Below are 11653 nucleotides of genomic sequence, written 5' to 3' on the forward strand. Positions count from 1 at the left end.
AACCTCACCGCGCCTGCCTTTACCCGGCAGGCTCCAGCGGGTCGATCGACACCACTGCCAGGAAACCGCGGCCCAGGATCTCCGGGCTGTTGGCGTCCGAGCCGGCCACGGTGTCGTAGCGGCCCAGTTCCACCGGGGTGGTGTCCGCCTGCCCGCTGCCGCCTTCACTGACCACGGCCTGACCCTGCAGCAGCACCGCCAGTTGGCCGTCGAACACCGGGTGGGCCCGCTTCTTGGACAGCTCGATGATGGAGGTGTACCCCTTGTAGGCCGCGGAACGGGTGATGACGTTCAGGTCACGGATGTCTCCGGTGGGCAGTGCCCCCGTTGTGGCCGCGCCGCCGTCGAACCGGAAAGGCCGGTATTTCTCCAAGGGTTGTTCTGCGCCGTCCACGGTGAGCAGCAGCAGTTCACCCTCGATGACTGTCAGGACCCGTTCCATGCCGGGGAACGCCGAAAAGTCCCCTGCCTTGGTGACGTCCGCGATGCTCACCCGCCAATCCCAGCCGTCGCCGGCCGAGCCTTGGCGCGCGATTTCCCTGGTCACGCCGCCCCCGTTGCGCCATGGTTCGGCCTTGAGCCCTGCGAAGCGGATGATCTGCATCAGCCCAGCCTAGTTCCCCGGCCCGGCCGCTGCGGGTCCGGCGTCGCAGGTTGCGTCCCGTCCTGCTACTCTCCTCCGGGGGGTCATCACGAAAACAGCCTGAAGGAGCCGGGAATGTTCGTCAAAGTGTGTGGTCTCAGTACGCCCGAATCGGTTCGCGCGGCGGTGGAAGCAGGGGCCGACGCCGTCGGGTTCGTCCTCACCGCCAGCCCCCGGGTTGTCTCACCCTCCCAGGCCGCCTCCCTCGTGTCGGAGGTTCCCGCCAGAGTGCGGCCGATCGGCGTGTTCCGCGACGAACCCGTGGTCGACGCCGTCGCCATCGCCCGGGCCGCGGGCCTTGAATGGATCCAGCTGCACGGGCACCGGTCCCGGGCAGACGTGGCAACGGTGCATAACGCCGGCATGAAGCTGGTCCGGGCCATCACCATGGGCGCCTCCGAAGATGAATTCGAAGACTGGGGCGAGGACCTGCTCCTCATTGATGCGGCGGCCCCGGGCTCCGGCGAGTCCTGGGACTACGCCTCCGTGGCGGCGTTGCCGGTGCTGCAGGGCCGGGAATGGCTGCTTGCCGGCGGCCTGGACGCGGCCAACGTGGGCCTGGCGTCAGCCGCTGCCCAAGCTTGGGGCGTGGACGTCTCCTCGGGCGTGGAAGCGTCCCGCGGCGTGAAGGATCTGGCAAAGATCCATGCCTTCGTGCAGGCCGCCAAGGCAACCGCCGCGGTGTAGTCGCTCGGCTCAGGGCAAGATCAGGGGAGTCCCCTACCTTTTTGCCGGAGGTCCGGGGGCAGAATGGGTGCATGAAGACACTTCTGAACATTATCTGGCTGGTTTTCGGCGGCTTCTGGCTTGCCCTGGGCTATTTCCTTGCGGGCGTGGTCTGCTGCCTGCTGATCATCACCATCCCGTGGGGCATCGCGTCCTTCCGGATCGCGGCCTACACACTCTGGCCCTTCGGCCGGATGGTGGTTGACCGGCCCGGCGGCAACAGTGTCTTCTCGCTGCTGGGCAACGTGATCTGGTTGCTCGTTGCCGGCATCTGGATTGCCATTGGCCATGTGCTGACGGCATTCGCCATGGCGGTGACCATTGTGGGCATCCCGCTGGCCATCGCCAACCTCAAGCTGATCCCGGTGTCCCTGATGCCGCTGGGCAAGCAGATCGTGCCGTCCAGCAGGCCGTTTGCCAGCAACTACCGCTAAGGATCAGTGCGCCCGCGGCAGGGGCCGGAACACCCCGTCCTGCAGGATGGCCACGGACCCGCTGTCGTCCAGTTCGGCCGCGATGTCCACGTCCTCCGCGTAGCCGGCACCGGTCAGCTCGCGGCCGCTGGAACACCGCAGCAGCACCTCACGCAGGCGCGGCTCGGCGGCTTCGAAAACGGCCATCGCCGCCACGGCTTCCGGAGCATAGCCGTGCCTGCCGTCGCCGGCGTCGTAGCCGCCTTTCCCGGCGGCCGCCAACCCGGCGATGAAAGCCCCGGCCCCGATCTGGTCTTCCACGGCGGCCCGGAGGGTACCGTCATGCCACCGCTCTCCGGCCGCCACCACCGCCACCACCGCGTCGCCGGGAAGATTGGCAGCGACCCAGTCCGCCGTTGCCGCGGCGTTGCGAAGGCACACCGAGGCTACCAATGGAACGTCGCCTGCCAGTTCATGGCAGAGCTCAGAGCCATTGGGGGACGGCAGGACAATCCGTTCCAGCGTTTCTGCGCTGCGAAGGCTTGCCGGGGAGAGGCTCAGCCCGCCGCCGTCGCGGGGGCCTGCCAACTGGGCATCGTGGTGGGCGGCGAAGTCTTCGGCCCTGGTGTCGCGCCACGGGAAGGGGAAGACCTCCGCGTTTCGGTCCAGTGCCACGCTGACGCAGGTGCTGAAGGACAGGACGTCCACCACCACCGCGATGTCCGCACCGGGGGCCACGGTCCTGGCGCCGTTCAGTCCCCAGTCAAGCCGCACCTCGAAAGGGAGCTGCCGGTGTGCGGCGTTCGCTGAGTGCGTGTGCCGCGGCGTGGAGCGGGGAGCGTTCATGCCAGTTCGCCTTTCAGGTTGCGGTACGCGGCGTCCTGCCAGAGTTCCCTGGCGCGGCGGTGGCGGAAGAGCGGCTCCAGTTCCAGCAGGTGGCGCACGACGGCGGTCCGGCCGGCGGCGAAGTCGGCGTCACCGATGTGCGCGTAGTCCTTTCGGACGGCCGCGACGTAACGGGCGTACTCCTCCGGTTCCCCGCCCAGGATGGACAGGTCCGCGTCGCAGAGGAGGGCGCCGTCGTCGTCACCGGGTCCGGGCCGGTGGTCCGAAGTGAGAAGGACCAGCCGGACCACCTCTGCCACGTCAGCCGCGGGCAGGCCGGCCGCAGTGAGCCGGTCCTCGGCCAGCCGGGCGGATTCTTCCTCGTCCTGTCCTGCCGTGCCCCGGTAGACGGCGTCGTGGAACCAGGCCGCCAGCAGCACGGTCCGGGGTGCCTCAGCGGGCTCGGTGAGCAGGTCCAATGCCTCCAGGACGGAGAGCAGGTGCGTGCAGCCGTGGTAGTGGCGGTGGGGTTCGCTCCAGCGGTCCAGCAGGTCCAGGAAAAGGGCGTCGTGCCCGGGCATGATGGCTTCCCAGCGGGTCAGCAGCGGAACTTTGAGCGATTTGTTTCGCCGGCGTGCCGGTATCCTCAGCCCGCTGGCGATCAGCTTGCGGACCAGGAGCCGGGCTTCCACCGGGACCGCCCCCGCGGCCACCAGCTCATCTAACCGGCGCTCCGGAACGTCGTAGTGGTCGCCGTCGAACGCCCGCTCGGGGATTCCCGCCGCAGCAGCGAACGCGTGCAGCTCGTCCAGCGATGTATCGGACACCAGGTGCGAGAAGTGCGTTCCGTGTGCAGGCCACAATGGCGGGTCGATGTAGATGGCCATGGAAGGAGTCTAGTGCTGTGCAAATCTTGTCACCGGGTGTGGTTCCGTGGGCGTTGCTCCACGACGGAGACCAAATCGCAAGGAAGAGCCCATCCGGTACGGAACCGGTTGGACTCTCCCCTGGAATGTGTTGGTGGCCTAAGGCACCAATCAGTCGGTCTTGCCCGCCAGCGCCACCAGAACACCGGCGGTAGCGAAGAACTTGTTGCTCCCCAGGTCGCGGATGGTCTTGATGCCCATGCCGGCCAGCAGTTCGTCGTGCTTCTCCGTCAGCCCCGCGAGTGCTGATGGCGGCGCGGCCAGAACCTCATCCAGGGTTGAGTTCTCGTAGGCCTTGTCGAGTGCCTTGCCCAATTCAATTGAAACAGCCATTTGCATGTCCTTTCATCGATACGGAACAACTGCACACCCGCCACGGCGCCGGCAAAGCGGGAGGGGTATGCGGGGGCTTGGGATACTCCCGAGCCCCTGCCGGACACGCTACTCGCAGGGCACCCGGCAATGCATCCAAAACCGGCAGCGAAATCTGTGTCCCCACGGCGCTTGAAAAGGGAGGCAGTGCGTCCCAAGCGGCGAGGTATTCCTCATTTGCGTAATAATGCCAATCTTGGAATCGCATTTGCGGATTAGTATTGCCGTATGGCCCTCATTCGCGTTTCCGAAGCCGCCCGTTTCCTGGGCGTGAGCGACGATACCGTCCGCCGGTGGACGGACCACGGAACACTCACGCCGTTCCGGGACGACTCGGGCCGGCTCGCCGTCGACGGCTTGGAACTCGCCACACACGCACGGAAGCTGGCCCAGCTCCCGGATGATCCGCAACGCGGCGGCAGTTCGGCCCGCAACCGGTTCGTCGGCCTCGTCACGAACGTCGTAGCCGACAAAGTGATGGCCCAGGTGGAACTGCAGTGCGGGCCCTTTCGGGTGGTATCCCTCATGAGCAGCGAGGCGGTACGCGACCTGGGGCTGGAACCGGGTGCCGTCGCCACCGCGGTGGTCAAGGCAACAACAGTCATCATCGAATCCCCGAAAGGCCGGGCCACCGCATGAGCAGGCAACCTGTCCGCCCCGCTGCGGCCGCCATCCGGGCCGCCGTCCTCCCTTTGGCTGGACTCTTGCTGGCCGTGCTCTCCGGCTGCGCCGCGGCAGGCGGCCCGGCCCCGGGCAGCAGTTCCGAGGCGGCCGCAGGCTCCGGCGCACCATCAGGCACCATCACGGTCTTCGCGGCAGCCTCGCTCAAGGCCACCTTCACCGAGCTGGCACACACCTTCGAAACGGAAAACCCCGGAACCACGGTCACGTTGAGCGTCGCCGGCTCCTCGGACCTGGCCAGCCAGATCAACCAGGGCGCCCCCGCGGATGTCTTCGCCTCGGCGGACACGGCCAACATGAAGAAACTGCAGGACGCCGGCCTCGCTGACGGCACACCCCGGAACTTCGCCACCAACACCCTGGCCATCGCCGTTCCGCCGGGCAATCCGGCCGGAATTTCGACGCTACAGGACCTGGCACGGCCTGGCGTCAAACTGGTGGTCTGCGCCAAGCAGGTCCCCTGCGGGGCAGCTGCCGAAAAGGTGGCAGGCACGGCCGGGATTGCGCTGTCTCCCGTCAGCGAGGAAAACGCTGTCACCGACGTACTGGGCAAGGTCACCGCGGGTGAGGCCGACGCCGGCCTGGTTTACGGCACGGACGTCAAGGCAGCCGGCGCCAAGGTGGACGGCATCGCCTTCCCGGAGTCGCAGGGCGCCGTCAATACCTACCCCATCGCGGGCGTGGCCAGTGGCCGGAACAAGGCGGCAGCGCAGGCATTCATTGGCCTGGTGACCGGCGCGGAAGGGCAAAAGGTCCTCGCCTCGGCTGGCTTCGGACCCGGTGGACAGTAATGCCGGGAACTATCCGCGCGGCAGTAGGGTGGGGCCAGGCACGCACTGTGGATTAAACCCGGGGCGCCCGCAGTACAGCCGTCCAGATACCAGTTGTTCTACCCACCGTCCGGAGCCAGGCAATCACGAAAGGAACCCAAAGTGGTCGGGCAAGGCTATTCCGGCGTACCCGGCTGGGTCCGCGCACTGGCGGTTGTTGCCGCCGTCGTGGTGCTGCTCCCGCTGCTTGCCATGGTGCTGCGGGTGGACTGGGCCCAGTTCATTCCGCTCGTGACCTCGGACTCGTCGCTGACCGCGCTGGGACTGAGCCTGCGGACCTCCGCGGCGAGCACCGTGCTGTGCGTTGTGCTGGGCGTCCCCCTGGCGCTGGTCCTCGCCCGGGATACTTTCCGGCTGCAGGGGCTGCTGCGTTCGCTGGTGCTCCTGCCGCTGGTCCTTCCCCCTGTGGTGGGCGGCATCGCGTTGCTCTACACGTTCGGCCGCCAAGGCCTGCTGGGGAAGGCCCTCGACGTGCTTGGCCTGCAAATCGCTTTCTCCACCACCGCGGTGGTCCTGGCGCAGACGTTCGTGGCGCTGCCCTTCCTGGTGGTCAGCCTGGAGGGTGCCCTGCGCACCTCTGGCTCCCGCTACGAGGCAGTGGCGGCCACCTTGGGCGCGCGCCCGGGCACCGTCTTCCGGCGGGTCACGCTTCCCCTGGTCCTGCCCGGACTCGCGTCCGGCGCGGTCCTGTCCTTCGCCCGCAGCCTCGGCGAGTTCGGTGCCACGCTGACGTTCGCCGGCAGCCTGCAGGGGGTGACCCGCACCCTGCCGCTGGAAATCTATCTGCAGCGGGAAACCGACCCGGACGCCGCCGTCGCCCTGTCGCTGGTGCTGGTGGCCGTCGCCGTGGCGGTGGTGGCGCTCGCCTACAGCCGGCCCGCGGCCCGCAGCGGAGCAGGAAAACGGACGACGACGCCGGCGCCGGCAGGACGGAACAGCCAGTGACCTTGTCCTTCCAGGCAGCCGTGGCCGGCCGGGGATTCGACGTGTCGCTGACGGTCGGACCCGGCGAAACCGTAGCCGTGATGGGCCCCAACGGCGCCGGGAAGTCCACCCTGCTGTCAAGCATTGCCGGGCTGCTGCGACCGGACTGCGGCACGGCAAAACTCAACGGAAAAACCCTGTTCGACCTCGACGGCGCGAACCGCACCTGGGTGCCGCCGCACCATCGCGGAACCGCCCTGCTCGCCCAGGAACCACTGCTCTTTCCGCACCTGAGCGCGGTGGACAATGTCTCCTTCGGGCCCCGCAGTGCCGGCATTCCCAAACGTGACGCCCGGCAGCGTGCCCTGCGCTGGCTGGCTGACGTCGAAGCGGAAGGCCTGGCCGGTCGCCGCCCCGCCGAGCTCTCCGGCGGCCAGGCCCAGCGCGTTGCCGTGGCACGGGCGCTGGCCGCGGATCCCGCGCTCCTGCTGCTGGACGAGCCCCTCGCCGCCCTCGACATCCACTCCGCCCCGCTGCTGCGCCGCCTGTTCAAGCGGGTCCTCGCGGGACGGCAGGCCATCATCGTTACCCACGATGTCCTTGATGCGCTGATCCTCGCGGACAGGGTGGTCATCCTGGAGAACGGCAGGATTGCCGAGGAAGGCCCAGTCCGGGAGGTGCTGGAACGCCCGCGCAGTTCGTTCGCCGCCGGCCTGGCCGGGCTGAACTTCGTCCCCGGAACGCTGGACGGGGCGGGGGTGCGCACCGAGCAAGGCCTGCGGATCGCCGGTCATGGCGAGGAGCCGGCGAGCTCCGGGCAGCCGGCCACGCCCGGGCAGCCCGGCGCGTCAGGGGACCACGGCCACCCCTGGCCGGGGAGCCCCGGGGTGGCCGTGTTCCCGCCGTCGGCCGTTTCCGTGTTCCTCACCGACGCGCACGGCAGCCCACGCAACTCCTTCGCCGTGACCATCAGCGACCTTGAGCCGCACGGCGACCAGATCCGCGTCCGGGCCGGCGGCCTGGCTGCCGACATCACGCCGGCCGCGTCGGCGGATCTCGGCCTGGTGCCGGGGATGACGGTGCACTTCGTGGTCAAGGCGGCCGCCGTCTCCGTGTACGGGACCTAGCGCGGCCTGGCGGGACCTCCGGCTCTGGACAGCAGTTTCGCCGTGGGCAAACATGGCTTGAGAGCGTCGTCCAGTAAAGTTGAGCGTAGTACACTCAACCTAGTTATCAAGCCCCCGAAAGGAGCCCTCTTTGGACGTCAAATTCACCACCAAGAGCCAGGAGGCTCTTTCCGCTGCGGCAATGAATGCCTCAACCGCCGGCAACCCGCAGGTTGAGCCGGCACACCTCCTCAAGGCGCTGATGGACCAGCGGGAGGGTGTCGCCGTCGCGCTGCTCCGCGCCACCGGTGCCGATCCTGACGCCGTCAGTGTCCAGGCCAGCAGCGCCATCAAGGCCCTGCCTGCCACGTCGGGCGGCTCCAGCCAGCAGGCGCAGCTGAGCCGGCCCGCCCTGCAGGCCATCCAGAACGCCAAGGAGGAAGCGGAGCGGCTGGGTGACACGTTTGTGTCCACCGAGGTCCTGCTGCTGGGCCTCTCCGCAGCGAGCGACGCAACCGGCCGGTTGCTGCGCGACGCCGGGGCCTCCCATGAAGCGCTGCTCGCCGCACTGCCGGGTGTCCGGGGCGATCGCAAGGTAACCAGTCCCGATCCGGAAAACACCTTCCAGTCGCTCGAAAAGTTCGGCACGGACCTCACTGCCATGGCCCGCGCCGGCAAACTGGACCCCGTCATTGGCCGCGACACCGAAATCCGCCGTATCGTCCAGGTCCTGAGCCGCCGTACCAAGAACAACCCCGTGATCATCGGCGAGCCCGGCGTCGGAAAGACGGCCGTCGTCGAAGGCCTCGCCCAGCGGATCGTGGCCGGTGACGTACCGGAAAGCCTTCGCGGCAAGACCCTGATCGCCTTGGACCTCGCGTCCATGGTGGCCGGTGCCAAATACCGCGGTGAGTTCGAGGAGCGGCTCAAAGCCGTACTGGAGGAAATCAAGAACTCCGAAGGGCAGATCGTCACCTTCATAGACGAGATCCACACAGTGGTCGGCGCCGGCGCCACCGGCGAATCCTCCATGGACGCAGGAAACATGCTCAAGCCCATGCTGGCCCGCGGCGAACTGCGCCTGATTGGTGCCACCACGCTGGACGAGTACCGCGAAAACATCGAAAAGGATCCGGCCCTGGAGCGCCGCTTCCAGCAGGTCTATGTGGGTGAGCCCAGCGTGGAGGACACCATCGGCATCCTCCGTGGCCTGAAGGAGCGCTACGAGGCGCACCACAAGGTGGCCATCGCGGATTCCGCGCTGGTCGCCGCCGCCACGTTGTCCAACCGCTACATCTCCGGGCGCCAGCTGCCGGACAAAGCCATCGACCTGGTCGACGAGGCCGCATCCCGGCTCCGCATGGAGATCGACTCCGCACCTGAGGAAATCGACCAGCTCCAGCGGCTGGTGGACCGGCTCACCATGGAAGAACTGGCACTGCAGGACGAAAAGGACGCCGCCTCCGTGGAGCGCCTGGACGCACTCCGCGCCGACAAAGCCGACAAGGAAGAGGAACTCAACGGACTCAAGGCCCGCTGGGAGGCCGAGAAAGCCGGCCTCAACCGGGTGGGCGACCTCAAGGCAAAGCTGGACGAACTCCGCAGCGCGTACGAGAAGGCGGCCCGCGAGGGCGACCTGGAAACGGCGTCGCGCGTACTGTATGGCGAAATTCCGGCACTGGAACGCGAACTGAATGCCGCTGCCGAAGCCGAAGCGGCGGTCACGGACAAGTCCGCGCAGATGGTGGCCGAACAGGTGACCGCCGACGATATCGCCGAGGTCATCTCTGCGTGGACCGGCATTCCGGCCGGCCGCATGCTGCAGGGCGAAAGCCACAAGCTCCTGCACATGGAGGAGGAGCTGGGCAGGCGGCTGATCGGCCAGTCCAAGGCCGTCACCGCAGTGTCCGACGCCGTCCGCCGCGCCCGGGCCGGCATCAGCGACCCCAACCGCCCCACTGGCTCCTTCCTCTTCCTGGGCCCCACCGGCGTGGGCAAGACCGAGCTGGCCAAGGCCCTGGCGGACTTCCTGTTCGACGACGAACGCGCCATGGTGCGCATCGACATGTCCGAGTACGGGGAAAAGCACTCCGTGGCCCGGCTGGTCGGGGCGCCTCCCGGATACGTCGGCTATGAGGAAGGCGGCCAGCTGACCGAAGCTGTCCGCCGACGCCCGTACTCCGTGGTGCTGCTGGATGAGGTGGAGAAGGCTCACCCCGAGGTGTTCGATATCCTCCTGCAGGTGCTCGACGACGGCCGCCTCACCGACGGCCAGGGCCGCACCGTGGACTTCCGCAACGTCATCCTGGTGCTGACCTCCAACCTGGGCAGCCAGTTCCTGGTGGACCAGACCTTGGATCCTGAGGCCAAGCGCAACGCCGTCATGGCCACCGTCAACGCGTCCTTCAAGCCCGAGTTCCTGAACCGGCTTGACGAAGTGGTACTGTTCGACGCCCTCACGGTGGAGGAGCTCGCGCACATCGTGGAGCTTCACGTGGCCGAACTGGGCCGCCGCCTCCACGAACGCCGGCTCACCCTTGAGGTCACCGACGGCGCCAAAGCGTGGCTGGCCCTGTCCGGCTACGATCCTGCGTACGGTGCCCGCCCGCTGCGCCGCCTGGTGCAGCGCGAGATCGGCGACCGCCTGGCCAAGGCCATCCTGGCCGGGGACATCAACGACGGCGACACCGTCCTGGTTGATACCGCGGCGGACCTCGGCGAACTCACCGAGGGCACCGTGGACACGCTGACGGGAGCCCCCGGCTCGGGTTTGTCCGTTCGGCGGAAAGAGTAGCCGGCAGGCTCACGCACAGGCGTGCTGCCCGGGCGGATGGCCCGTCAGGGCAGCACGCTGGCGGTGATCACGTTGCCGGTATCGGCCGTGACGTAGCAATCCACCCGGCGGTCGCCCGAATCCCAGCTGGTGCTGCTCGGGAAGCTGCGCTGGTAGTTCAAGTGGAACTGGTTGGCTGCCGGTCCGAGCGTGGCCGCCTGGCACGCCTCCAGGGCCTTGGCCTTGAGCGGGTCAGCCCCCGGGTAGGCGGCTGCGGCGGGGTAGCTGTACGTTGCCACCAGCTGTGCCGAATGGCCGGTATCGCACGCGACGACGGTGGAGGCCAGGGCTTCCGGATCGAAGTCCTTGAAGCAGTCGCCCACCGCGTAAGCGGCAGGAGCCACTCCATTGCGTGGAGGCGGCTGGGGAGCGGCCGGCGGGGTGGCGGTGGTCTGCAGCACTCCCGGCGCGGCTGCGGCGGATTTTTCCGTGCCGGAGGATGAGTTCAGCCACACGGCAAGCCACGTGAGCGAGCCGGCGACGGCGAGGATCACGACGACGAGGAACACCTTCCAGGAAGTTGCCCTGTTGGCTGCGCGGCGCTGCGGGGGCTCCGGGGCGGGGTGGGACCAGATGACAGCTTCCGGGGCGGGCGCTGAACCGTTGCCCCCGCGTGGGACCGCCGGCAGGCTGCCGGTGTGCGGCGGCGAGGCAGGCTTGGGCGGGATGTCCTGGTGGTTCACGGGTGCGCATCCTCCTGGGTTTTTGTTCCGCGGCTCGCCAACGGCCGAGCAAAATCGGCAGTTCCCATGTGACTCTACCGAAGAAAAATGCCGTGATCCTGCGGGTCGAAGTGCGTCATGGTACCCCACGCCCCATCCCGGGGCCGTTGGCGGCAAGCAGGGGCAGCCGAAAGCATGTAATCTAGGTGTACGACAAATTGACCAAACATTCCGGGGCCTCACCGATCGCCAAGGTGACCACCTCCGGTCCAAGTACAAAAGGGGGTCACGCCATGGGGCGCGGCCGTCAAAAGGCAAAAGCTACCAAGCAGGCTCGGGACATCAAGTACTACTCCCCGAACACTGACTACTCGGCACTTCAGCGGGAGCTGACGGGCCCGGGCAGTCGTTCAACGAGCCATTACGCGAATGAACCGGTCGAGCCGGACTATTCGGCTTATGTGGATAAGTACGCGGATGATTTGGATGACGATGACGACGAGGTTGACAGCCGTCGCATCGGCTAGTTGTCGTAAAGCCGCCGCGGCCCCCGGTTTTCCAGGCCGTGCCGCAGCTGCACGCTAACAAGCTCCGCAGGTGCAATCCCGCAGTGTCGGGATGGCACAGGACCTCATTTTTAGTACCCGCTTTCGGGTGACCGCTGACATGAGGAAGCCCGCTGCTTTCCGGGATCTCCGGTGGCAGCGGGCTT

13 protein-coding genes are annotated in these 11653 nt (G+C 67.6%); 8 read left to right on the forward strand and 5 right to left on the reverse strand.

The features are described 5' to 3' along the window. Positions 1–19 precede the first annotated feature (19 nt). Complete coding sequence (locus ACFVVC_RS09225; protein WP_387451678.1) at positions 20–604, reverse strand: HutD family protein; 585 nt, start codon at positions 602–604, stop codon at positions 20–22. A gap of 114 nt (positions 605–718) precedes the next feature. Between ACFVVC_RS09225 and ACFVVC_RS09230 the strand changes: the two genes are divergently transcribed. Together ACFVVC_RS09230 and ACFVVC_RS09235 are read left to right on the forward strand one after the other, a co-directional pair. Beyond that, complete coding sequence (locus ACFVVC_RS09230; protein WP_387451680.1) at positions 719–1330, forward strand: phosphoribosylanthranilate isomerase; 612 nt, start codon at positions 719–721, stop codon at positions 1328–1330. 71 nt (positions 1331–1401) lie between these two features. Beyond that, positions 1402–1803, forward strand: coding sequence for a YccF domain-containing protein (locus ACFVVC_RS09235; RefSeq protein ID WP_387451683.1), 402 nt, complete (start codon positions 1402–1404; stop codon positions 1801–1803). A 3-nt stretch (positions 1804–1806) separates the two neighbouring features. Here ACFVVC_RS09235 and ACFVVC_RS09240 read toward each other — a convergent pair whose 3' ends face one another. The 3 genes from ACFVVC_RS09240 to ACFVVC_RS09250 all read right to left on the reverse strand — a co-directional run bounded on the left by ACFVVC_RS09240 (position 1807) and on the right by ACFVVC_RS09250 (position 3866). Next, on the reverse strand, positions 1807–2628 hold the full coding sequence (locus ACFVVC_RS09240) for a 2-phosphosulfolactate phosphatase (protein ID WP_387451685.1): 822 nt from the start codon (positions 2626–2628) through the stop codon (positions 1807–1809). Further along, positions 2625–3494, reverse strand: coding sequence for a DUF4031 domain-containing protein (locus tag ACFVVC_RS09245; RefSeq protein ID WP_387451688.1), 870 nt, complete (start codon positions 3492–3494; stop codon positions 2625–2627). The genes ACFVVC_RS09240 and ACFVVC_RS09245 overlap by 4 nt, the downstream gene beginning before the upstream one ends. Before the next feature lie 150 nt (positions 3495–3644). Further along, on the reverse strand, positions 3645–3866 hold the full coding sequence (locus ACFVVC_RS09250) for a hypothetical protein (protein WP_387451691.1): 222 nt from the start codon (positions 3864–3866) through the stop codon (positions 3645–3647). A 267-nt stretch (positions 3867–4133) separates the two neighbouring features. Between ACFVVC_RS09250 and ACFVVC_RS09255 the strand changes: the two genes are divergently transcribed. The 5 genes from ACFVVC_RS09255 (at position 4134) to clpB (ending at position 10240) form a co-directional block, all read left to right on the forward strand. After that, positions 4134–4544, forward strand: coding sequence for a molybdopterin-binding protein (locus ACFVVC_RS09255; protein ID WP_387451693.1), 411 nt, complete (start codon positions 4134–4136; stop codon positions 4542–4544). Beyond that, positions 4541–5377: a molybdate ABC transporter substrate-binding protein gene (gene modA, locus ACFVVC_RS09260; protein ID WP_387451696.1), complete on the forward strand. Its 837-nt coding sequence runs from the start codon at positions 4541–4543 to the stop codon at positions 5375–5377. Before ACFVVC_RS09255 ends, modA begins: the two co-directional genes overlap by 4 nt. 141 nt (positions 5378–5518) lie before the next feature. After that, positions 5519–6361 (forward strand): ABC transporter permease, encoded by an 843-nt coding sequence (locus ACFVVC_RS09265; protein WP_387451699.1) that lies wholly within the window; start codon positions 5519–5521, stop codon positions 6359–6361. Continuing rightward, positions 6358–7467, forward strand: a complete 1110-nt coding sequence (locus tag ACFVVC_RS09270) for a sulfate/molybdate ABC transporter ATP-binding protein (protein ID WP_387451702.1) — start codon at positions 6358–6360, stop codon at positions 7465–7467. The genes ACFVVC_RS09265 and ACFVVC_RS09270 overlap by 4 nt, the downstream gene beginning before the upstream one ends. Positions 7468–7597: 130 nt before the next feature. Further along, entirely contained in the window at positions 7598–10240 is a 2643-nt protein-coding gene (gene clpB / locus ACFVVC_RS09275) for an ATP-dependent chaperone ClpB (RefSeq protein ID WP_387451705.1), read from the forward strand. A gap of 44 nt (positions 10241–10284) precedes the next feature. On the opposite strand, the gene ACFVVC_RS09280 is transcribed toward clpB, so the two are convergent. After that, a complete protein-coding gene (locus ACFVVC_RS09280; RefSeq protein ID WP_387451708.1) occupies positions 10285–10962 on the reverse strand; it encodes a septum formation family protein in 678 nt (225 codons plus the stop codon). Positions 10963–11234: 272 nt separating this feature from the next. On the opposite strand from ACFVVC_RS09280, the gene ACFVVC_RS09285 reads away from it, so the two are divergent. Continuing rightward, positions 11235–11468 carry a DUF3073 domain-containing protein gene (locus ACFVVC_RS09285; RefSeq protein ID WP_387451922.1) on the forward strand — a complete coding sequence of 78 codons (234 nt, stop codon included), beginning with the start codon at positions 11235–11237 and terminating at the stop codon, positions 11466–11468. Positions 11469–11653: the final 185 nt, after the last annotated feature.

It is taken from the genome of Pseudarthrobacter sp. NPDC058196, assembly GCF_042882685.1.
GTDB lineage: Bacteria > Actinomycetota > Actinomycetes > Actinomycetales > Micrococcaceae > Arthrobacter.